The following is a 23,067-nucleotide window of genomic DNA, read 5'->3' on the forward strand; positions in this document are numbered from 1 at the left end:
GGAAGACAGTGAATAGCTGTCAGAAGCCGGCAGAGAGATGAAGTTTTCAGCTTGTTCAGAGATTGGTTCGGGCGGTTGTGGCAGCAAGGAGCGACAACGGCCGGAATGAAACCGAATATGCCTGGCGGCGATAGCGCGGCGGTCCCACCTGACCCCATGCCGAACTCAGCAGTGAAACGCCGTAGCGCCGATGGTAGTGTGGGGTCTCCCCATGTGAGAGTAGGGAACTGCCAGGCTTTAAATACAGTAGAAACCCTCAGCGAGAGCTGGGGGTTTTTGCGTATCAGGGTCTGTATCATTTTATTTTTCCATATGAAAGGTTAAATCTATGGTCACCCTCGTTGTTGCAACACGCATTTTGATGAATTTGGGGCTTGCTTATGCTTAAATCTATCCGGCGTCACTATAGGCAAGGATGCCCGCGCCTCGATGAGTTACGCGCCTGATGTTCCTAAAAAACCACTCGGCTTTAATAAGCCATCTTAACCTTTAGGTTTCTCATCAGGTCGATAGGCCGTTCATGTCATCAATTATCAGTCTTCGCAAAACCAGTGGGATAACGTTTAAATTTATTCATAATGACGCAGGATCAGGCGTCAAATACCGTGTGCTGTGTCGTGATTACCCAAGCTATCCGGGCAAATTTATTCGCTAGTGCACAAGTCACTACATTGGCGTGTTTTCGTTCAAGCTGCTGTCTGACCCAGTCAGCCAGTTTTCCTGAATAATTATCCAATCGTTGCATAAATATTCGTGCACATTGCACCAGTAGTCTCCGCAAGTTCTTATTTCTTCGTTTACTGATACCCAGCAGGGTATTTTTTCCTCGCTATATTGCCTGGGAACTAATCCCGTTGAGGCGGCAAAATCACGACTTTTGGCATATTGTCGACCATCTTCCCAACGATGAAGAAAGTAAGCTAGCTGTGATTAAACCAACACCGGGGAGGGTCATAAAACGCTGGGCTGTGTCATCCGTGGTGATCGTGTGTTTTAGTTCAGATTCTAACTCGACTATTTGTTCAACAATATAGTGATAATGGGCGTGTAGTTGCATCAACAATCGGACCCGATAACTTGGGAGTTCGTGCTCTGCCAACACAAACGATAAGCGCTTATAATAGCGTCTCCCCTCGGTAGGCTAATCCCAAACTCGAGTAAAGAGCCATGTATCTGATTAGTCGTTTTGATCTTATCCCGGACAAGTGACTTCCTGACCCGATGTAATACACGCATTGCTTGTTGAGCTTCAGTTCTGGGCTGAACAAAATGCATTGAAGGACGTGATGCGGCTTCGCATATCGCTTCGGCATCAACAAAATCATTCTTGTTACTTTTAACGAAAGGTCGGACAAACCGAGGCAAATGAGTTTAGCCTCATGCCCCAAATTTTATAGTTGATTTTCAAAATCTGGTCGAGAGAAGAGTTTCGGAGCAAACCGGTGAAGCGATAAATCTTTCTATGTTCCATTAAGCAATATAGGCATGTCGGTTAACGGGTTATTTTCGATATCGGTTTTGAGCACCTTAATAACGCAGCTTTTTCTTAATTGGTATAAGTTAACGAGAGTTTTTTCCTAATTGCATACCTACTTGTACTTAAGCTGATGATGTAGTTCATATCAAGTTTGAGCCAGCATCGAATGATTAAACCTTAATTTCGCCTGGACATTTCTCCTAAGCTGGCTTAATGTCTCTGCCTCTGATTTTGATAAGTTTGGTAATTTCCAAGTTCTTATTCATTGTCATGGTGTGGTTCTTGCTGGTTGTGGTGGCCCATTGCTCTAAATCATTCGGTAATATATCAGCGGCGAAACCCTCCTAGTCACAAAAAATATGTCTTATATCTCCACTCTAAAGGATAAGATTTTACGATACACTAAATAAATTGGGATTACAGTTTCACAGCCAGACTAAATTTTAAAAAAATGTATCCTTATAGTGTATAAATATATCATAACACTACGTTTATTATTCTAAACTTTACTCATTCTATATTGCATTGAAATATGAAGAAAAAACGTCCTATTTTACAAGATGTTGCAGATCGTGTTGGTATAACTAAAATGACGGTAAGTCGTTTTTTGCGTAATCCTGATCAAGTTTCTGAGCAATTGCGAAAGAAAATAGCGGATGCTTTAGATGAGTTAGGTTATATCCCAAATAAAGTACCGGATATTCTCTCTAATTCCACTAGTCATGCTATTGGTATTTTATTGCCTTCTTTGACTAACCAAGTTTTTGCGGAGGTTATTCGTGGTATCGAATATGTGACGGATAGTTATGGTTATCAAACTATGTTGGCTCACTATGGCTATCGCTCAGAAAAAGAAGAAGAGCGTTTGATTTCTTTACTTTCCTATAATATTGATGGTTTGATTCTTTCAGAACGTACTCATACTCCACGAACTTTAAAGATGTTGGGAACGGCTGGTATCCCTGTCGTTGAACTGATGGATTGTGTTTCTCCTTGTTTTGATATGGCAGTTGGTATTGACAACTTTGAAGCAGCTCGGCAGATGGTAATGGCAATGATTGAGCGTGGTTGCCAGCGGGTGATTTATCTTGGTGCGAGACAAGATGAAAGGACAATTATTCGTCTGGAGGGCTATGAAGCTGCAATGAAAAGCGCCGGGTTAAAGCCAGGTAAGATAATGACACCAGACAGCTCTTCTTACACATTAGGGGGGCAGTTACTGAATGAAGCACGAACAAAATATCCTGATGTTGATGGTCTATTCTGCACTAACGATGACCTCGCAATCGGAGCAATTTTCGAGTGCCAACGTCAAGGGATAGCTGTACCACATGATATTGCGATAGCTGGCTTTCATGGCCATGATGTTGGTCAGGTGATGACACCAAAACTTGCCAGTGTATTGACGTCTCGTGACTTATTGGGGCGGAGGGCTGCCGAATTATTAATGGCTCGGCTGAAGGGCGAACATTTACCGCAAAAAATGATTGATATCGGCTTTCAGTTATCTCTGGGAGAGAGTATCTAATCGGTCTGCTGGATTTGCGTTTTTTTGAACTCATTTGTGATGAATATCACATTTATATTTCCTGAATATTCCGTGTTGTTGCGAATTTCGTCTCTACTTCTGATAATGTTACCGATAACAGTTACCGGTAACATTTCGTGGATAAAATATCTACGTTGAGGAGTTTATATGAACGATGCCCAACATTCGAATCATGTTTTTGTGCTTATGGGGGTATCCGGTAGTGGTAAATCTGCTGTTGCCAGTGCTGTGGCCTATAAATTGGACTCTGCTTTTTTAGATGGTGATTTTTTACACCCAAGATCTAACATTAATAAGATGGCTGAAGGCTACGCACTGAATGATGAAGATCGTGAACCTTGGTTGAAATCACTGAATCATGCAATTTTTGCTATGCAACGCACAAACCCGGTTTCCCTGATTGTTTGCTCTGCTTTAAAAAAACATTACCGGGATATACTGCGTGATCGTAATAAGAATCTGTCATTTCTTTATATGAAAGGCGACTTTGATTTAATTGAAAGTCGATTGAAGGCACGTAAAGATCATTTTTTTAAATCTCAAATGTTGGTATCTCAGTTTGAGGTATTAGAAGAGCCGGGGAGTGATGAACAGGATGTTTATCTGGTTGACATTAGATCGTCTCTTGATGAAGTGATAAATCACTCGATAAGAATAATTAATAGTGTCATTTCAGGGGAAAAATAATGAGTACTTTAACCTTAGTGCTGACAGCGGTGGGTTCTGTTTTTTTACTGTTGTTTTTGGTGATGAAGGCCAGAATCCACGCTTTTGTTGCGTTAATACTGGTTTCTATGGGGGCGGGTGTTTTTTCTGGTATGCCACTGGATAAAATTGCTGAAACAATGCAAGAAGGAATGGGAGGAACGTTAGGTTTTCTGGCTATTGTTGTCGCACTGGGGGCGATGTTTGGTAAAGTTCTGCATGAAACAGGCGCACTGGATCAGATTGCGATTAAACTACTAAATAGTTTTGGTGAAAAGAATGCTCATTATTCATTGGGGATCGCTGGCCTGGTTTGTGCTTTGCCATTGTTCTTTGATGTAGCTATTGTTTTATTGATTGGTGTGGCGTTCGCGGTCGCGCGTCGTACTGGCGGTAATGTAGTGAAGCTGGTTATTCCTCTGTTTGCTGGTGTCGCCGCAGCAGCAGCATTTTTGTTACCTGGTCCAGCACCGATGTTGTTGGCTTCACAGATGAATGCTGATTTTGGCTGGATGATCTTGATCGGTATCAGTGCAGCGATTCCTGGGATGTTACTGGCGGGGCCAATCTTCGGTAATTTTATCAGTAAGTATGTCACTCTGGATTTGCCCGTGGATATAAGTGAGCCAAGCCTTGGTCAAGGTAAGATGCCATCTTTTGGTTTGAGTTTGTCACTGGTTCTGTTCCCTTTGGCTTTGGTTGGGTTAAAGGCTATTGGTGAGAATTTTGTTGAACAGGGTTCTGAGTTGTATCAGTGGCTTGAATTTATCGGTCATCCATTTTCTGCGATTTTGGTTGCTTGTTTGATTGCTATTTATGGTTTGGCAATTCGCCGTGGGATGAGTAAAGAAAAAGTGATGGATATTTGCTCTTCGGCTATTCAACCGGCTGGAATTATTTTATTGGTGACTGGGGCTGGTGGTGTATTCAAACAAGTATTAGTGGATTCTGGTGTTGGCCCTGCTTTGGGAAACGCATTGATTGGGGCGGGTCTGCCTATTGCATTAGCGTGTTTCATCCTTGCTGGTACAGTACGCGTTATTCAAGGTTCTGCAACTGTTGCCTGTTTGACAACTGTTGGTCTGATTTTGCCCGTTGTTGATCTTCTGGAATATTCTAGTGCCCAGCTTGCAGCTCTTTCAATTTGTATTGCGGGTGGTTCTTTGGTATTGAGCCATGTTAATGACTCAGGCTTTTGGTTATTTGGTAAATTTACTGGTGCAACAGAATCTCAAACACTGAAAACTTGGTCAATTATGGAAACTATTCTTGGAATAACAGGAGCCATTGTTGGAATGGTTTTCTTTGCCATGTTGTAATTCATATGAATTAGGAGATTGTATTAGATTAATACCGCCTTCCTTAGAAGGCGGCAAGATAAGTTAACTATTTGAAAATATTGCTGACATTAAAATAGTGTTCTTGCTAACGGGTGACGGTGGCACCAGCGATCTTTATAGGAGAAAGTAGGTTTGCCAATAGAATAGCGCATCGTTTTTTGATTCTGTTGGCAGAGCGTTGAAGCATTTTGAATATTTAACCACATGACAATGCTTCCAAGGCTGAGATTAGCGTATTCAGGATCGTATCCACCGTTTACTGCATCGAATGAAACCCATTGAGGGCTGTCTGATTTTATAACTAAATCGTAGGCTGCTGGGGTTCCATTGATAGTTAATACACATCCGTACAGATGTTGTTTGAGTTCGGTGTATAGTTCGGTTAATTTTCCTTTTTCTTCTTCACTGTGTTTTTTTTCCCACCGTTTTTCGTACAGTGTGGTGTAAATATCAACAAATTCCTGGCAGGTGAAATCATCAATTTGATGTATTTCTCCGCCTGCACGCTTAAATTTATTAATTTCATTACTCCGATTTCTTCTTGTTTTATAAGAAAAATCTTCTTTAGCAAGGCATATTGTTCGCTTGTTTAATCGGCCATAGTAGATGTTGACGAAGTTTTCTTTGTGTAGAGGCGATATGGTTTTTGATCTCCCTGGGATGATAGTTTTTAGATGTTTGGCAATAGGGAAGAGAATTTCATCGTAACTGAAAAAATAGTAGTCCTTTTGGTGACTTGCTGCCAGATGATGATCTTTACATGTAAAGTATGCCCCTTCGATAACGTTTTCTATTTGTGGATTTTCTTTGACATAAAAGATAAAACTATTGCCAAATTTTTCATTTAAAAAACGTACAATATCTGGATGAGTAGATATTCCACCACCATAGAGAGAATACGCTTGTTGGTAACGTTCGAAACTACATTCTTTCCAGCCGGAGATGAGCCTTTTTATAGAGCTGAGAGGATACTTTTTGGGAAAAATCATATTTTAAATACTCTTTTTAACGCTATGTTTTACACATGGTATAAACTTATTTTCAACGTATTAAATACAACAAAAAAGATAGTTTGTCTTTATTAAATGGGTTTCTTATGAGCTCATACATATTGTAAATCTAAGATTATAAGTTTAATTTTTCTGTACTAAAAACAAGATAAGTATTTAGTACTATTCCCAATCAAGCCTTATTGTTGCTTATTGACCGAGAACATCTATTAACTGTTGATATAACGCTTCAGCACTGCGCTCATAACCTGCGGCTGAAAGGTGAACATAATCAGGACGAGCAAGATCTTGTTGCGCCCAGCGCCTAATTGAGCATTTTCCACCCATATATGCACGCCAGTTCCAGAATAGTGTGTGCTGATCTTGAGCGACTTTTTGTTGAGTATGGATGATATTATCCAACATTGTTGGTTGTTGTGCTATACAACTTGTAAATTGGTTGTTTTTCAAAGAATCACCCGGCCCAATGATAAGGATAACTGTTTGTGGTAACTGATTACGAATCTGTTTTATCTTAGTTTCCAGTTGCTGGCGATAGCTTGATAAACCCAGCGAATGATTAAATGCCTCATTTGTGCCATAAGCGAGGATCACCATATCAGGATGCATTTGAACTAATGTATCAATCCATTTTGGCTGCCATTTATCCATCATATTAATAGTTGCACCATTAATACCCAAGGCAGATAACATAATACCTGGTTGTTTACGTTTGATAAACCAGCCGCCTAATTTTAACTGATTATTTTGTATCGCCATAATATTAACTGGGAATGTAACTGATTCTTCAGTAGAAAATTGCCAGTGATCATGGGTTGCCGGTAATTTTAGTATTCGTTTGGTTGCAGATTGTACCAGAATCTGAGCATCACCCGATGCTTGGTATAACGTTTTGAGTTGATAGCGATCATGGGATGGTACAAACAGTCTTAGAATTAATTGACTTATTTGGCTATTGGGTTCTGCAATTGCACCGCCGATAGGAAAATCAGGCCGATTATCTTTGCGGCTGGTGGTGAGTTTCCATTGCTGCTTATCATCGGTCATACTGATCATAGCGTTACGTTGACCAGGTACATTAATTGGGCTAACAAAACCAATCCCTGCATCGCCAAAACGTTGTTGCAATAAAGAGCGAAGCTTGCCGGTAAAAAAGTCTGCGGCAGTATGAGAATCTCCTATCTGAACAAAATGCAGTTGATTATGGCGGCTGTTGTGAAGTTTATCCGCCAGTAAAGCTAAATTCGGTTCACCAAAGTCTATTAGCTGTTGGTTCTCTTTTGCAGACTGTTGTGTTGGCAACGGCAATGGCTTTTGTTTATGGCACGATATCAAACTTAAAGAGAGTGTGATGACCAGACTAATGCCAGCAGATTGATATCGTCGACGAAGTTGTTTAACTATTTTCATTTTGTTTAGCTGGTTCCTGAATAAATTTAATCAATGAAAATATGTTATCTGAGATAGTTTGTTGGCCTTTCAAGCTAAAGTGTATACCATCACCGCTTCTGAGTTTAATTTTGTTACTATTGTCGCCGACATAATCGGAATAATCATTTGCATGATATTTGAAAATATCATTAACAGAAACATAGATTTCTCCGGCTTTCGTTACTTCCGATTGATATAAGGATCTCAGATATTTCATGCTGGCAGAAAGTTTTTTCTGTCGCATATTGGGAGGAGCAACCCAGATAATATCAGCCCCGTGGTTACGTGCTGCGGTAAGGACCATTTCGATACGCTGGCGATAGAGGTTTTCCCAATCAGGGCTGGCGAATTTCAGGTAGATGTTTCCATGTTTTGGTGGCATATCCCAGGGATCATTTGGCCCCAAAAAAATAACAACTAGCTTGATATCATGGTTGGCTTCCAGTGTTTTATTGATAGTTTCCGGCCAATTAAAAAAACTGGGATAAGCAAGCCCAGTACTTTGTTTGCTGAGATTAATACTTGAAATACTGTAATCCCGGTAGAGCCGACGTTTCAGATGGGGAGCGATGCCCTGCATCATTGAATCTCCAGCAAACAGCACTTTATCTTTGGCTGTCAGTGTCACGTTGGTTTTAGCGATAACCGTGCTGGGGGAAACATTATTTCTTAAATTATGGGGTATTGGTGAATTAACAGGATGAGTATGGGGAGATTTCTGTAATAACTCAGGGAAAATTGCAGGCAGATTTGTAACAGGAGAGGGATAACCACTCAGGAGCTTGAGTCCAATTTGAAAATCCACAGGCAGTGTGATATCAGCTTCCTGGCGAGTTCGCTGATGGTTGCTACTGTTATTACTGGTAGTATGTGACATGAAAGCTTCCCCCGCAGCGAGTACACCTTGTTCCAGATTATCACCGAAATCCCAGAGCGGATGGCCTTGCAAAGTCGCCCAAAGACTTTGCTGGTGATATTCTTGTTGCCAGAATCTATCCAGTGAACGATGATTTAGCCAGATTAACAGTAGGCTAGTTAATATTACGATAAAAATAACTTGCCCGGCCGTTTTTAGATTAGATTTGAATTCAGAAATTGGCATAAATGAATCCTGGTATTCCTTGTGGTGAAATCATAAATACCAAAGTCAGAATAATCGCTAATGGTATTGGGTAGCATATCCATGAAATCTGAGAATACATTTTCTCAACCATTATTTTTAGATTAATCAGCCACGGATAAATAATAAAGAGTCCCCAGAACATCAGTAACAACCCACTATTGGCTATTATCGAGTGAAATAAATTTGATGATATCAATTGATTTAATAATATTAGTGCATCATCTAGAGTAGGACAACGGAAGAAAACCCATGCCAGACAGACAAAGTGGAAAGTGATGATTCTGGATAAAAATGAAATGACTGGATTTTGGGGAATATTTTGATTTTTTTTGTCTATTGGGGGAAATAACTGATGTTTAGCATTGAGGATTATTAATCCCAATCCATGAATAGCTCCCCAGATAATGAAATTAATTCCGGCTCCATGCCATAACCCAGAGATTACCATAGCAACAAACAAATTAAGATTTTTACGTACAAATCCTTTCTTATTACCACCAAGAGGAATATAGACATAATCACGGATAAATTCAGATAAACTGATATGCCAACGGCGCCAGAAGGCTTGTAAGTTTTCAGCCAGATAAGGGGCATTGAAGTTTTCAGGTACTCTGAATCCAAGGAGTAGTGCTAATCCAGTAACAAGATTGGTATAACCAGAAAAATTAAAATAGATATGCCAGGCATAGGCATAGATACTAACCAAGATTTGCCCTGCATTGTAGCTGACGGGATCATCAAAAACTGGATTAACATAATTTTCGGATAAATAAGAGCTGAACAAAAATAGTTTGGTTATTGCCAATGTAATTAATAATATGGCTCTTGATGGTTCAATGATCACTCTTGATGATATCTGGATTTGAGGCAGGAAATCTTTAGCTCGGTTTATTGGTCCGGCAACAATACTCGGAAAAAAGCATAGATATAAAGCGACATCAGGAAATGATGCTTTGGGTATTTCTTTTCTTGCGACAGCAACGACATAGCTGACGGAATGAAATGCATAAAAAGATAAACCCAAAGGGACGAGTAGTGTTAGTACGGGTAAATCTATGGACAAGCCAAATTTGGCAAACGCTTGTTGGAGACTTTCTTGAAAGAAAGAATAATATTTGAATAGAGTGAAACACCCCAGAATACCTATTGTCAGGATAGTAAACGTGATGCGGTTGGATAGAAATTTGCTGGCTATGTTTGTTAAAAGATAAATAAATAGCGTATAGCCAAATAGGATGCTGGTGAAAAGCGGATTAAAGGAAAAGACAAACAGATAACTTGCGATTATCAGCAGGTAGTTTTGTGTTTTCGCATGTTTTTGTAGCATCCAATACAAGAGAAAGAAAGCAACAAAGGAACCAATAAACTCAAAAGAAAAGAAATTCATATTAAACTCTGGTCAATCATTTTATCTCAATACAGGTTAATATTGAAGGATATTATAGTATTTAATCTAAACATTCTATCAATGAAAAGAACAAATGGGTGGATATAAGAAAATCATCCATTCCATAGTGACTGCCTGTCCCAATAGGGCTATTTTATTCACCCTTCTTTGCCATAAAGAGCGAACCCGGACAGTGCTCAGACAAAAGCACGAGCTTTTGAACGCACTGTAGTGCGGCCCGTAGGGCGAGCGAAGCGAGTCATCCTCACGTACTACGTGTACGTTCCGGTTTTTCCGCGCTGTCCGTGTTCACGGTTCATTGATAAGAATAGCTTGCAACAAGCAACAATTACGCCTATTGAGATTGGCACTTAGTTATAGCAACGGATGATATTGGTACTTAACACAAGATATTCATGCTAATGACTTATTTAGGCCCTTAGTCGTGATCGTTTTTAGCTAACTTCTGCGCCTGAGTAATAAGCCCTTTATTGCTGTTAAATACTTTGTGCAGGTAGTTGTTGTAAGTCGAACCCAATTGTGAATATCCTTCAAGATTATCAATCAATTTGCTGGTATTTAGTGATTTCTGAAGGCTTCTCTGCTTGGCGCGTGAAGCACGTAATGATTCATAAGCGTTATGGGTGTTCATATTTCTCATATAGGCTTTGACCGAATCATTGATAGTCGGATAGGCGGAATAACCTTTTATCTTACCTTGGGTTTTCTTACAGTTATTACCGCAACGCATACCAAATAAGTTGTTATTCTGTTGTGCAAGCTTAGATGTTCCCCAACCAGATTCTGTTGCGGCCTGAGTGGCAACAAAATGGGTTGGGATGATGTCAACACGACTTAGTAGCTTGTTCCAGTTAACTTTTTTAGGCGAGCTGCTACAGCTCACGTTGTAGTTTTTACAAATTTGTTGCAGGCGCTTGATGTCCTGTATAGACCAATGCTTGGCATTTTGGTGTTCCAGTAGCCATTTCCGTTCCTGCATAATTTGTTGATTGTGTTGATCAATCACAGGGACAACAACATTTAAAAACGCTTTCTTACGTAGGGTGCCCGAAGGGTATTTTCGCAAATCTGGCAAATTGCTTTGCATGCCATTGTGAGAATACTCTATGCTTTTAGCTGTGCTAGTTGAAGCATGACTAAAAGCGGAAAACAATAGTGAGATAAAGAAAGCGAAGATGGCAGTTGTCCTCGTCGTTTGAGAGGGCATTGCTTTTCCTCGTTTGCTCTGAATAAAAAACAGGCTGATATTAGCAAAATAAATCCAGCATAGCCAGAGTTATTAGTGATTCATAAATATATTTTCTGTAATGAAAATTATTATTTTGCTAATTTGTTCTGTGGTTTTTTATTAATTTATATATGGTTATGTGCTGTTTGTGTACAAAATATTGCCTGTCTAGGTTGAATTATTCATCAGATATGATCATGATTTTTGAGTTAATTTTGTGCCTGTAAGTCGCTTTATCAAAAGAAAAGTGATTTGTAAACCAGCTAGTATAATATCGGAAGTGATTGAACTTAGTTTTATATAGTACTGTTAATTATAGTACTGCCAATCGTAAGAACACCGCAGCGAGTAATAAACTAATTGATATTAATATTGCCGTTATAAGAATAAGTATCATTTTCATAAAAAGGTAACCTGTTACCGATATGGTCTCTTTCCTCTATGAGTTAAAACTAAGTCGTATCTGTCAGGCTTGAGCTAATTTCATAATAGAGTCATTGTTATTGGTACGGTGCAGGATATTCGATATGGTTCTAAATGTTAAGTTAAAATAAGTAACAATGTGTTACAAATATTTATTCCGAGTGATATTGTAATAATATAATAATGGGGGTGTATATAAGAATAAAAAAATTTTAATAATTTATTTGTTGATAATATAAATATTTATCTTTCTATTTTTATATTAAAAGTGTTTTTGGAGAATTAAAGTTATATTGTTCTTGTGCTAGGTTAAATTATTTATCACATTTTTATATTACGTGTAATTATATTTTCTCCTAAAGTTTTTATTTTCGATCAATTCATATATCATTGATTTTAATTGTTTTTTTTAATTTTTAATCAATATAAGTTGAATGTTTTCATATGTTTTGTTTTTCTGTTTATGTGTTTTTTTGTATTTTTTTATCCTTAAGGTATATTTTTGTTGCTGATTGGTTGTTATTTTTATTTATTATTTAATAAGATTTGGAAATATTATCTTGATATTGTTTTTTTTAATTTTATTGATAAGTGAAAGTATGTTTTTTCTATTTTTCATAGAATTACACTATTTTATTGATAAATTAAGCGAGTTTGAATGATTACTTAATGTTAGGATTATCATTGTGTTACATCAATTCAGGGTAGATTATAAATGTAAATGAATTTTTCTATAGAAACACTTTATTACAAATTATTACTTATTGAAACATAAAATTTTAATTCGAATGAGGGAAATAAGAGACATCTCCTTTGCCTCTTGATTAATTGTATTCAAAGTTCAGTACAGAAGTTGCTTTCAGTTCCCCTGCTATGATGTTTTGGGGATCATAAACGTGGTAGTAAGCATTAAGGTCGATGGTAAAGTGTTTATCGATGACATTGCCGGAGTTTTTGCTGAATAGTAGTGTTGCGCCGTGGGATGAGGATTGCGAAGCACTGAAAGTTATCGGCGTTGAATCACTTGTCTGAGAAACACGGATACCAACACCTTTAGCGGCACCTGCTTTGCTGTCAATTAAAGTTCGATTGTCATTTGGTAGCAGATGATTACTGCTCAGGTAAGCTTTAACTGAGCGTGAAGTTTTACCGTTTTGGAGATATTTGCATTCAAAGTTAAGGGTAAAAGGTGTTTCTCCTTTATCTGTTCCGTTAAGCAATCTAATGCGGTTGACTTTTGGTAGATTCACTGTCAATCCCGCATTTAAGAAGTGACAAGTTGTATCTCTGTGATTAAAAATCATTGTGATGGGTTGATAATAGATATCTTCAGAATGTGTCGGCCACTCCCAGGTAAGAATAAAGGTCAGGAAATCGGTAGCGAAACGGAGAATGGCGTCAAGGAGTCCTAAGTTGGTGGTATCCATCGCAATGACAGCAGTTTTTAATGTTGCGGAATTGCCGGAAAAGACGTGAATATTACTACCACCGGGTCTGCCACTCAGTAGCTTTATATTAAGTGTAAATTGGGCTTGCAATTTGCTGGCAGGGTATGTGTCGTTACTGTTTCCCAGATTAATACTGTTGCTAGGAGAAAGATTCGTGATAGTCACTTCGGCATAATCTTTGCCACCATTGAATCCTAAAACAACTTTGTTTTTAGTAAAAGGCGAACCGTTAGCGACAGAGTTTTGTTTCCATAGTGAATTTCTTGTGCATGTAAAATAGCCAGAATATTGGGTGTTGAGTATCCAGGTTGCATTACTGTTCAGAGTGAGATGATCTGTCATATCAACCAGGATTGCCGGTGCCGGTATTGCATATTTGGGTTGGCAATCTGCATAGGCTATGCTACTGCTCAGACTGATTATGGCCGCCAGATACAATGGTTTAAGGTACAATGGTTTAAGGTACAATGGCTTAAGTTTCATTATCTTCTCCCTTAACGGCAAATATTGGCGGTTGAGCCCATTTCAGGCTGTGGATTATTTATTATGCAGCTCTTTTCGCCTAGTTGACCGATGTGGACATAAATTTGCTGTGGTAATTTTTCTATACGTAGGAAAACCATACTACCCTGACCAACGTATCCTAAGCTGTTACCTTCTGAATCGACAATTTCAGTACCGAAAGGTAAAGGTTTACCATCAGCCTGAGCGGCGTAGAAGACAAAAGTCTTCCGCTGGTCTGTTTTAAATCCGATATGGGTAATCGCACCGGAATATGGCGCAACATCTCTGATGTTACCGATAAGTTCAGCCGCATCTTCTGGCACTTCACTGGTATCTAGCATGATGGCATTTTTACGATAAGGAGAAAGATAAGGTATCAGCAACTTACCGCTGTTGTTTGTCACCATGCTTTTATCACCATTCACAGAAGCATTTGCTGTGCCCGGTGCGTCAATGATGGCGAAAGTTTCCCCAACTTGATTAGCAGCCAGAATTCCGCTTCGATAAGCAACTAAACTGCCGGTTGCGCCAAGCCCCATTTGGCGGTACTCCTTGGACTGGCTATAAGAACTACTCAATGTGGAAACGGATGTTTTGTAGGTCAAATTTGCACTGGTTGTTGTCGAACCATTTTTCTGATCTGAAATGTTGAAGTGGTAATTTAAACGGTTGTTTGGGCCTGCGCTGCCGCTTAATCCTAAGTTACTGTTGTCATAGTGACTTTCATTGATTGAGACATTATTGGTCAAATAGGCAGGGTAACCAAACAACTCAAAAGGAACAGACAGCATCAGATAGTAGCGCTGTTCCTCTTTACTTTCTGTTTCATTGATATTGTATCGGACACGGCTTGCTGTCAGGGAATAATTGATTTTCCCCAGACTGTTGGAATACCCCATTTGATATTCTCTACTTTTATTCTGGGTTCCCCAGTAATCACGGAATGTTCCCGAAAGAAAAAGTGAACCTGCACGACTACCAAGATTCTGGTTCAAATTGATATTAAAGGTATTTTTTTGATGAGAATAGTATTGTTGGTTATATCCGTTGCTTATCCAGTCATGCAGATCAATCGCATCGATTAGGGTGAGATAATTTTTAGTTGAATAACGATAAGCCGCCAGCGAAAAATTTGTTTTTGTTTGTGGGATATAGCGGCTATAAGCTAATTTGTAGCTTTGGCCTTTCATGGTTGGGCTATTATCAAATTTGGCGCTGGACTGCGAAACGTCAATTGATACAGCGCCAATTGGTAGATTAAAACCACTACCTAACAGTAGTGAGTAATAATCTTTACTGATAATGGTGCCTGTATAACCGGTCAGGACATTATTAAAACCATATTGGTAGCTGGCTTGAAAAAAGTTTGGTTTATAACGACTGTTGGCAATATGTGTTTTACCTGCACTGATATCATATTTGCCAAGACCTTCTTTCATCATATTAGGAACGGATGAAAAGGGGACGGTAAAACTGTTAGTACGTCCGTCTGCTTCCGTCACTTCAACTAGCAAATCACCACCTGAACCTGTTGGTAAAATAGCCTCAATAGCAAACGGCCCGGGTGGTACATTACCTTGATAAATAACAATATTATTTTGGGTGATTTTTACCAGAGCGTTAGTCTGCGCAACTCCACGGACGATAGGGGAAAACCCTTGCCAGGCATCAGGGTACATGCGCATATCTGTTTTCAAATTGATACCTCGGAAGCGGAAAGAGTCGAATAAATCGCTTGATGTATAGCTATCACCAATGCGAAATTCTGAATTAATTGATGAAATTCCTCGTTGCAGATAACGGGTATTGTTACTCCATTTATCACCATTTGAACGTGTGTAGTGATAAGAGGATTGATCACGTAATTGCCAGCCAAATAGATTCAAACCGCTATTAAGTGACACGTAAGCATTATCTTCATTTTCACGGTCGCGGTTTTGTTTATTCCTATTTTGAGTATGGTAATAGTTGGCATTGTAGGACAGCATAGCTCCGGGGATACCTCGGTCCCAGAACGCAGGATCGATATAGCCTTTTAGCTCGTTTTTGATATATGCCTGCGGGACGACCAGATGCAGGCTGAGTTTAGGAACATCGAGATTAGCGGTTCCTTCATGTATTATTTTAGTAAGAAGAATTTCATCTTTGGATAAATTTGATTCTGGTAATTGGTTTTTATCAATTTTTATACCTAACCTAGGAAGATCTTCATTGAGTAAGTAAATATCTTTGCCATCGTTCTGGATATTAATATCAAATCTTCCTTTCCAGTCATTATTCAGATATATGTCAATACCGTAACGGCCAGCGGGTAGCTCTGAAGTGGTATAAAATCGGGATAAATCCGCTTTTGCAGATTCACCAACCAGAAAATCAGTATTAAATGTTTTGGCATAGCATAAACAATCTGTATACAGAAGGGTACCTATTATCAGAGCTAACGGACTAATTTTTTGTCTTATCATGTTCTATGCTATGCCAGTAATATCACTATTGAAGTGGTAAAGTTAATTTATTTATAGCACCAAAATCATCAACAATAGCCAGAGTTAATTTGTCTCCAACTTTTACTTTTTCATTGGTACTGAATGAATGAGAAGAGAACGGTTTTATAATTGTTCCTTCATTTAGTAAGTTAGGTTGAGTGTCAGAAGATTTAAGGCCGACGATATTCATGAAATAGGGTGATGAATTCTCCAATTTTAGTTGGCTACCCTCATGTTTTAATCCAATATGTTGTTGGATCTGTTTCGGTAAGATAGAAAGCTTGTCTGGCCGATAGAAAAATTTGATTCGGGTACGAATAGCAATCTGCATAACGTTTTTATCGCCAATGTTTTCTGCTATGGGTGGAATATCCAGAACATTTAAATAGAACAGCGATTCACGATCCGTGGGTAGATTGCTGCTGATGTATTTAATTCTTAATTGTTGCCCGTTATTGCCATCAATTTTGACGACTGGGGGGGTGAGTAAAAAGGGGACTTTAGCTGTTTCAGGTGTTGAATTAGGATCGCCATCATCTATCCAGGATTGTACCAGGGAGGGTTGATCCCCTGCATTTAATAATTGAACTGATACCTCTTTATTACTGGCTGGATAAATAACACGTGTTGTGTTAATAACGATGTTGGCATGAGCAGATAGAGTTGTTATCCCTAATAATATAGTTAAAAATAATTTCTTCATAACGTTATTTTTGCCAAATTAAATAAGCCTATTTATCTAAATAGGCTTTATTTATTGTAGTAAATAATTATAAATAAGTAACGTGATAAGTAACCATCGTTACTACTTTACCTGGATCAGCAGCATCAGTGCCTACTTTGTAGTATTTCGCATAGAAATCGACAATTTCAGGTGTTGCCTCTGAGCCTTTGATTCCTGTATCAAACGCTTTATTCAGCATAATAGGGTTATTTTCTTCGGTGTGTTTAACAATAGCGATACCTACGTTTTTCGGCTTACCATTTGCATTGAGTTCTTGGTTAACCAGGTACTTAGCATCGTTAGAAATAGTATGTGATGATGAGAACTGGATTTTCAACATAGAGGTTGCTGGATCAAAACCAACGGCTTTGGACTGGCAGTTAGAAAATTCTAGTGAAAATGCTTTCTTCCCATAATCAATTAAGCCTTCTTTTTGTCCGGCTTGAGTGACTGAGATAGGTTCCAATATAATCGACAGATTAGCTGAAGCACCACTGTTAATAGTACAAGTGGCATCAGTGACTGCACCAGAGAAATGTAATGTACCGCCAGCGGCATCATTGGCTGCAACAGCAGAACCTGTAGCAAAAATAAGCGCGGCGGTGGTTGATAACGCTAGTTTATTCATTTTTCCTCTCCAGGAGTAGGGACATCTTAATTGACTTTATCAGGGGTGAAGATAGGGGCCCTGAATCCCCAAATACATCAGAAAAATTAAAAAACAATATGAGTGTTTATCTATTAAATTTATTTAATGTTGTAAATTTAAAATAAAAATCAATATATCATATAGTTGAAAATAGTTTAGTAACTTGAGTTTTGGTTGAATAAATCTAATTGTTGATAATGTAAGTTCTTATTTTATCTACTTAGATAAAGCTGATATTGTTTATACATATTTATAACTTGGAAATGTATATTATAGACGATTAAACCTATTTAAGAAGGGATTTTTGTTATTTGAGTTAAATTAAGAGTGAAAGTCTAATTTTTCGATAAAAATAAGTGCAATACACAGATTAAGAGTATAATTAAGAATTATGTTCTTATTTTTGTGATCTTTTTGAGATTTTGTTTCTTTTTTGGTTGTTGAGCTAGTTAATATTTTTATGATTTTTTGATTTGTTTTTTAGATGTTATGTAATATTAATTATTTTATATCAGTTGTTTATTGGTTTTTTATCTTTGTAAATATTTCAATACGGTTTTTTATCCTGTGGAATAATGCCTTATTGATGTGGGATTTCTCTTTATAGCTTAATTTAAGTATGGTCGGCATAGTTTGGTTTTATTATGAATGATGTTGAGTTTATATTATGATGTAACATTATGGGAATAGTGAATTATAATTGATGATATTACAATGGGATTATTGTTTGAGAAATAGTAATCTAAAGTTTCTCATATATTTTAATTCATAATGTTATATTCATTCTTTCATAGAAAATATATGAATCAATGATTCTCTTGTTGTTCTTTTGCTTTTTCTGCCAATTGTGGAAAATCAAGTGCAATCCAGTAGCTTTCTGGTACAGGAAGATCTTTCATCTGGCGGCTAGGCCACAATTGTAATTCGGCCAATTCAGATAATCTGTAGCCAGTATATTGTTGTGGCAGGGTAAGCCTAAGCGGAACTTGCTGTTCTGTAGGCACCATATTAGGTATGCGATCGCTGTGAATATGGAAATCACGTTGAAGGATTAAGCGTTTATCAGGTATACGGCGTGTGCTGTCCCACCAGATACCATCAACCTGTTCAAACATTTTCCGCGTTTCATCAGGGGATAAGGCTTCCAGTTCACGTAGCGCAGATGGCAGAATGGCTTGCATTGATAGGCGGTATTGTTTCATTGACGGTACTTGCCCTGCCAGTATCAAAGAGAGGGAAAGACGAGCGCCTAATAGATTAGAGTAGAGATCTTCAGGAGAGAACGCAGATACTTTTTCAGAAAATCCCGGTACAGACTGATAACCGTACCATTGGGCGATTTCATGCCATGCAGCAAGTTCAAAAGCCAATTTTACGGCCAGATAAGCAGTTAGGGTATAACGTTGTTCTATCGCTGCTGGTGGTGTGAATTGATAGAATTGAATGCGGCGTAATGCTAATTCGCTGCTGAGTTCTATTTGCCACTTTTCTCCAAGACGAGGCCAGATTTGACTGAACAGAAAAACCGCATTATCAGCGGTATCCCGTACATGGGAAATATCAATGAATCCGCCTCGGCGGGTATATATCATCCCCACTTTTTCATTATTGAGTCCTGTTAATGAAGCAACGGTACCAAAAAAACTGTTGTTATAATTATGTGCCCCAAGATTATCGGCATCCAGCACATTACTTATGTGGTAAAAAGGTACTGGAATGGTCAGTAATTCAGTTTTTAAATTGTAGCCAAAAGCACAGCAAGCTCTTAATCCTTCGGGAGAGGGAATCGGAGCAAGAACCGGCCATGCACGAGTGGCTTCGGCGGTTGTTTCACTATTTAAGTCAGGTTGTACTGGTGCGATTGAAGAAAAAGTTCCCTGGCATCCTGCAACTAACGTTAAAGCAGCAATCCATAAACGCAATTTCAAAACGCCTCTCCTACCTGAAAATAAAATCCATTGCTTTTTTTACCGATACCAAAGTCCAGTCTGACATTCATTTTAGGTTTGAATTCAAAACGATAGCCAGCGCCAACTGTGGGTAACCAGTTTTCTGAGCCAATATCTTTTGCATAATGGCTTAGGGTGCCCGCCCCTGCCCACAAGACAAATCCGTGTCGCCAGTCCAATTTGCGCCGATATTCCAATTGGGTGCTGATAACATTTTTGTCCCGGTATCTACCTTCATAATATCCACGCATCTGATTACTATTACCTAGCATTGACAGCATATTCCAGGGCACTTGGCCGTCAGTGAAACGACCATAACTATCGAATGCCAGTACAGATTTTTCATCTAATTGATAATAGGTGCTGTATTGCATATCAACGGTATTAAACCGGCGGTCACTGCCTAATGCCGGGGAAAAATGGGTGTAGGTAATATCAAGAACGTGTCCTTGATGAGCGTTAGGCAGAAAATCCCGTGTGTCGTAGCTGAAATAGGCACTGACGCCCGAACTCAATATGGACCGGCCATCGTTTTCTGCTGCAAAAAGTTTTTTAGCGCCGCTATCAGGGTCTTTGGCGTGTAATGATGAAAAATTCCAGCCAGCGCCTAAATAGGTAGAATCAGCAACTCGATAGAGCATTCTGGGTTGCAGGTGCAGTTCCTGTGAGTGATATTTTTCTTTGCGATCATCTACCTTACCTGCTTGATATCCTGTTCCCCAGTAATAAGTGGGAACGTTGTTCAAGGTACCGGAAAGGAAAAACCGCCATTGATCATCAGCAAAGAAACTGTAGTTATCAAATGTGAAGCCAAAGGCGCCTGTTGAAGAGGCAAATCCATTTAGGGAAAGAGAAGAGGTTTGGCTGGTATGGTCATGATCATCTGGCCGATAAAGACCAACGACAGCAACACCGAGACCGGCACCTAACTCTGGCGTATAAAAAGGGCCGGGTAAAATACCCCAATCAATCGCTTTACTGCTGTCATAGGTATTACTGCCACCTAATTTTTCCAGCCAGCCATCGATTTTTTCCCTGCTGAATGGTGCTTCACCATATGAGAGATCAGAAATAAAAAGGCTGACTAAAGCCAGCCCATATAAAGTACAACGGATGTTCATTAAAAGCGGAACTCACCTGAAATGTAGAAGCTGTTACGTTTGTTAAAGCCAACTTCAGTCAGCATATTGAAATTGCGTGTGACTTCCAGCCTTGCGCCGACGGTATTATTCCAGCGAGATGCAACATGCTGTTTTACTTTGAATTTCATATTTTCATAATCGTCGAATGCACTTACCAATTTGTCAAACATGGGGGGTAAATCCAGATTACTAATATTGCCTTCAAATTCCTGAGTAATTTTCTGGTACATACCACCGGTCCATACTTGCAATTTGGTATTTCCTTGCCCTGGAATGATTGGCTGGAATACAAATTCATAACCAATTCGTGGAGTGACGACCAGAGCGCTAATTTTACCATCCAGAATATCCAGACTGGTGTAGGTATAGTTGGTATCAAGCGTACCGAAAAATTGATCGTAACCCCCTGCCAGAGTAAAACCGCCACCATAGGTTTTACCTTTAAAATCTAGTGCGAAGGGAATATCTTTCATTCCCTTAATAGTCTGACCAAGAAAACTGATTCCCTCAATGTTGGTTTTCGATGAGCCTTTTGTCCAGCCATAAACGCCATAAACATTCAGAAAAGGCAGAACCCAAGTATCCAGCTTGAGCATATGTGATTCATTCTTTTCTCTGGTTTTTCCTGTGTTTATATCCAGTATGTCTTCAAAGCCTGGGGTGTCCGGTATAATGATTTTAATATCATCTACAATGATATTCTGCCGCATATTCATATAACCGTAACTGGCACCAAAAGGTTCCGGTAGGTCATAACCTTTAGCTCTGGCCTCATTACCCCAAATCGGGAGTATCCGTGATTCTTGCTTATTTGGCTTTCTGGATAAACTACCATCAGCAGTCGTTTGGTTCCCTCCTGACTGGCTGACAGAGAGAGAAAGAATTGGGTGGTCATCAGCGTAGCTATAGGGGATTGCCAAGCATGATGAAAGAACAGCTAACTTGCTAATATCAGAAAATTTTATGTCAAAAAATTTCATAATAGGAAGCTCGGTTTTGCTAGTAGGGAAATTAAAGTTTTCATTTAAGGCTATTGATTTCTCACCGTAATATTTAAAGCGCAACAAACCCGGCAAATTAGCACAACTCTTATAGATAAGAAATATCATAAGATGCTGAAAAGTATAATTTTACTGTATGTTTAATGAGCGATTTTGTTTTTCTCAGGCAAAGATAGAAGCATCATGGTTATTACGCCACCGATTAATCCCCAAAATGCAGCGCCTACTCCAAGTAACGTCACGCCGGAAGCGGTGATCAAAAATGTGATTACTGCGGCGTCTCGTTGCTTTTCATTCTGTAATGCCTGTAGCAAGCTGCCAGAAATGGTTCCAAGCAATGCTAATCCGGCGATAACATGAATAAGCGCAGTCGGTAGAGCGCTGAATAACATACTTATTGAGCCGCCGAACAGGCCCGCTATCAGGTAAAACACGCCCGCTACGGCAGCGGCCATATAACGGCGATTCGGGTCAGAGTGGATTTCCTGGCTCATACAAATTGCGGCTGTAATAGCGGCAATACAGACGGAAAAACCACCAAAAGGTGACAAAATGAGTGAAATGAGCGCAGTCCAGCTTATCAGTGATGAAACAGAAACCGGATACCCTGCGGCTTTCAGTGTTGCGATGCCGGGCGCATTTTGAGATGCCATCGTGACGATAAAAAATGGGATGCCGATACTCAATAGCGAAGAGAGTGTGAAACTGGGTGCAATAAATTCAGGGGTGGCAAACGCGATTGTAGATTGTTGTTCAAAGTGAATATCTCCCTGTAAAGCGGCGATAATCAGCCCTGATAATAGTGTTAAGATGATGGCATAGCGGGATAAATATCTGCGTGTCAGAAGATAAGTCAAACACATGCCGGCAGTCAGTACGAAGTTGACTGAAAATGAGGAAAAGGCATCCAAACCAAAGCGTAACAGAATACCGGCCAGCATGGCTGCGGAAAGTGCCTGTGGAATATAGTTCATCAATCGGGCAAACAGGCCAGTAATACCGCACAGCAAGATCAGCGCTGAAGCAAAAATAAAGATACCAATGGCTTCGTTGATTGATGTTCCTGGTAGCGTTGTCACCAGTAGCGCGGCACCCGGTGTTGACCATGCGGTAAGGACGGGGGTGCGGTAATAAAGCGATAGCCCCAGGGAGCTGATACCCATCCCAAATCCTAGCATACTTAGCCAGCCGCCGATTTGTAGGGGGGTAGCGCCGGCAGCTTCAGCGGCTTGAAAGATAATGGCCGCGGAACTGGTATATCCAACCAGAACAGCGACAAATCCGGCGGTGATGGCCGGAAAAGAGAGGTCACTCAGGGAAATTGCATGGCGCATCTTGGTCTCCGTTTAAATTATTTTGGTTAAAAGCATCTGAATTTGGCTATAATTTAGTTAACTATCAGCATAAAACAAATTTATCTGTAGTGAACTTCCTCGTACAAACTTTGATGACGACAATATGACGGTGGAA

At 39.3% G+C, this 23,067-nt stretch carries 16 protein-coding genes, 1 rRNA gene and 1 pseudogene; 4 read left to right on the top strand and 14 right to left on the bottom strand.

Features of this window, described 5'->3' with window-relative positions; genetic code table 11:
- Window positions 1-120: 120 nt before the first annotated feature.
- Window positions 121-236 (top strand): 5S ribosomal RNA (gene rrf / locus LG003_RS08170).
- A 353-nt stretch (window positions 237-589) separates the two neighbouring features.
- Here the strand turns inward: rrf and LG003_RS08175 are convergent.
- Window positions 590-1,385: pseudogene (locus tag LG003_RS08175) on the bottom strand (IS110 family transposase); the annotation flags it as partial.
- A 624-nt stretch (window positions 1,386-2,009) separates the two neighbouring features.
- Here LG003_RS08175 and gntR point away from each other — a divergent pair.
- From gntR to gntU, 3 genes are all read left to right on the top strand, one after another.
- Window positions 2,010-3,005 (top strand): gluconate operon transcriptional repressor GntR, encoded by a 996-nt coding sequence (gntR, locus tag LG003_RS08180; RefSeq protein ID WP_112879097.1) that lies wholly within the window; start codon window positions 2,010-2,012, stop codon window positions 3,003-3,005.
- A 168-nt stretch (window positions 3,006-3,173) separates the two neighbouring features.
- Window positions 3,174-3,713, top strand: a complete 540-nt coding sequence (gntK, locus tag LG003_RS08185; RefSeq protein ID WP_112879096.1) for a gluconokinase — start codon at window positions 3,174-3,176, stop codon at window positions 3,711-3,713.
- Entirely contained in the window at window positions 3,713-5,050 is a 1,338-nt protein-coding gene (gntU, locus tag LG003_RS08190) for a gluconate transporter (RefSeq protein WP_112879095.1), read from the top strand. Before gntK ends, gntU begins: the two co-directional genes overlap by 1 nt.
- Window positions 5,051-5,139: 89 nt before the next feature.
- Here the strand turns inward: gntU and LG003_RS08195 are convergent, their stop codons facing one another.
- From LG003_RS08195 to LG003_RS08255, 13 genes are all read right to left on the bottom strand, one after another.
- On the bottom strand, window positions 5,140-6,060 hold the full coding sequence (locus LG003_RS08195) for a GNAT family N-acetyltransferase (protein WP_112879094.1): 921 nt from the start codon (window positions 6,058-6,060) through the stop codon (window positions 5,140-5,142).
- Between the two features lie 210 nt (window positions 6,061-6,270).
- Window positions 6,271-7,491, bottom strand: a complete 1,221-nt coding sequence (locus tag LG003_RS08200; protein WP_112879093.1) for an SGNH/GDSL hydrolase family protein — start codon at window positions 7,489-7,491, stop codon at window positions 6,271-6,273.
- On the bottom strand, window positions 7,478-8,614 hold the full coding sequence (locus LG003_RS08205) for an SGNH/GDSL hydrolase family protein (RefSeq protein WP_112879092.1): 1,137 nt from the start codon (window positions 8,612-8,614) through the stop codon (window positions 7,478-7,480). Before LG003_RS08205 ends, LG003_RS08200 begins: the two co-directional genes overlap by 14 nt.
- On the bottom strand, window positions 8,601-10,022 hold the full coding sequence (locus LG003_RS08210; protein WP_262980502.1) for an MBOAT family O-acyltransferase: 1,422 nt from the start codon (window positions 10,020-10,022) through the stop codon (window positions 8,601-8,603). The genes LG003_RS08205 and LG003_RS08210 overlap by 14 nt, the downstream gene beginning before the upstream one ends.
- 439 nt (window positions 10,023-10,461) lie before the next feature.
- Window positions 10,462-11,250, bottom strand: a complete 789-nt coding sequence (locus tag LG003_RS08215) for a protein bax (protein ID WP_112879090.1) — start codon at window positions 11,248-11,250, stop codon at window positions 10,462-10,464.
- Window positions 11,251-12,518: 1,268 nt separating this feature from the next.
- A complete protein-coding gene (locus LG003_RS08220) occupies window positions 12,519-13,625 on the bottom strand; it encodes a fimbrial protein (protein WP_262980503.1) in 1,107 nt (368 codons plus the stop codon).
- 11 nt (window positions 13,626-13,636) lie between these two features.
- Window positions 13,637-16,111 carry a fimbria/pilus outer membrane usher protein gene (locus LG003_RS08225; RefSeq protein ID WP_112879088.1) on the bottom strand — a complete coding sequence of 825 codons (2,475 nt, stop codon included), beginning with the start codon at window positions 16,109-16,111 and terminating at the stop codon, window positions 13,637-13,639.
- Window positions 16,112-16,136: 25 nt separating this feature from the next.
- Window positions 16,137-16,835 (bottom strand): fimbrial biogenesis chaperone, encoded by a 699-nt coding sequence (locus LG003_RS08230; protein ID WP_262980504.1) that lies wholly within the window; start codon window positions 16,833-16,835, stop codon window positions 16,137-16,139.
- A 67-nt stretch (window positions 16,836-16,902) separates the two neighbouring features.
- Window positions 16,903-17,484, bottom strand: a complete 582-nt coding sequence (locus LG003_RS08235) for a fimbrial protein (RefSeq protein WP_112879086.1) — start codon at window positions 17,482-17,484, stop codon at window positions 16,903-16,905.
- Window positions 17,485-18,311: 827 nt separating this feature from the next.
- Complete coding sequence (locus tag LG003_RS08240) at window positions 18,312-19,433, bottom strand: DUF4056 domain-containing protein (RefSeq protein WP_262980505.1); 1,122 nt, start codon at window positions 19,431-19,433, stop codon at window positions 18,312-18,314.
- Window positions 19,430-20,575, bottom strand: coding sequence for a BamA/TamA family outer membrane protein (locus LG003_RS08245; protein WP_262980506.1), 1,146 nt, complete (start codon window positions 20,573-20,575; stop codon window positions 19,430-19,432). Before LG003_RS08245 ends, LG003_RS08240 begins: the two co-directional genes overlap by 4 nt.
- Window positions 20,575-21,561 (bottom strand): hypothetical protein, encoded by a 987-nt coding sequence (locus LG003_RS08250; protein ID WP_387689543.1) that lies wholly within the window; start codon window positions 21,559-21,561, stop codon window positions 20,575-20,577. Before LG003_RS08250 ends, LG003_RS08245 begins: the two co-directional genes overlap by 1 nt.
- Before the next feature lie 176 nt (window positions 21,562-21,737).
- Window positions 21,738-22,931: a benzoate/H(+) symporter BenE family transporter gene (locus LG003_RS08255; protein WP_262980508.1), complete on the bottom strand. Its 1,194-nt coding sequence runs from the start codon at window positions 22,929-22,931 to the stop codon at window positions 21,738-21,740.
- Window positions 22,932-23,067: the final 136 nt, after the last annotated feature.

Origin of the sequence: Photorhabdus kleinii (genome assembly GCF_025384885.1) — a bacterium.
Lineage (GTDB): Bacteria > Pseudomonadota > Gammaproteobacteria > Enterobacterales > Enterobacteriaceae > Photorhabdus > Photorhabdus kayaii.

Excerpts from the sequence above, each read along its gene's own strand:
- LG003_RS08220 (WP_262980503.1), bottom strand. The coding sequence starts at position 13,625 with ATGAAACTTAAGCCATTGTACCTTAAACCATTGTACCTTAAACCATTG.
- gntU (WP_112879095.1), top strand. The coding sequence starts at position 3,713 with ATGAGTACTTTAACCTTAGTGCTGACAGCGGTGGGTTCTGTTTTTTTA.
- LG003_RS08225 (WP_112879088.1), bottom strand. The coding sequence starts at position 16,111 with ATGATAAGACAAAAAATTAGTCCGTTAGCTCTGATAATAGGTACCCTT.
- LG003_RS08245 (WP_262980506.1), bottom strand. The coding sequence starts at position 20,575 with ATGAACATCCGTTGTACTTTATATGGGCTGGCTTTAGTCAGCCTTTTT.
- LG003_RS08195 (WP_112879094.1), bottom strand. The coding sequence starts at position 6,060 with ATGATTTTTCCCAAAAAGTATCCTCTCAGCTCTATAAAAAGGCTCATC.
- LG003_RS08215 (WP_112879090.1), bottom strand. The coding sequence starts at position 11,250 with ATGCCCTCTCAAACGACGAGGACAACTGCCATCTTCGCTTTCTTTATC.
- LG003_RS08210 (WP_262980502.1), bottom strand. The coding sequence starts at position 10,022 with ATGAATTTCTTTTCTTTTGAGTTTATTGGTTCCTTTGTTGCTTTCTTT.
- LG003_RS08230 (WP_262980504.1), bottom strand. The coding sequence starts at position 16,835 with ATGAAGAAATTATTTTTAACTATATTATTAGGGATAACAACTCTATCT.
- LG003_RS08255 (WP_262980508.1), bottom strand. The coding sequence starts at position 22,931 with ATGCGCCATGCAATTTCCCTGAGTGACCTCTCTTTTCCGGCCATCACC.
- gntK (WP_112879096.1), top strand. The coding sequence starts at position 3,174 with ATGAACGATGCCCAACATTCGAATCATGTTTTTGTGCTTATGGGGGTA.
- gntR (WP_112879097.1), top strand. The coding sequence starts at position 2,010 with ATGAAGAAAAAACGTCCTATTTTACAAGATGTTGCAGATCGTGTTGGT.
- LG003_RS08235 (WP_112879086.1), bottom strand. The coding sequence starts at position 17,484 with ATGAATAAACTAGCGTTATCAACCACCGCCGCGCTTATTTTTGCTACA.
- LG003_RS08205 (WP_112879092.1), bottom strand. The coding sequence starts at position 8,614 with ATGCCAATTTCTGAATTCAAATCTAATCTAAAAACGGCCGGGCAAGTT.
- LG003_RS08200 (WP_112879093.1), bottom strand. The coding sequence starts at position 7,491 with ATGAAAATAGTTAAACAACTTCGTCGACGATATCAATCTGCTGGCATT.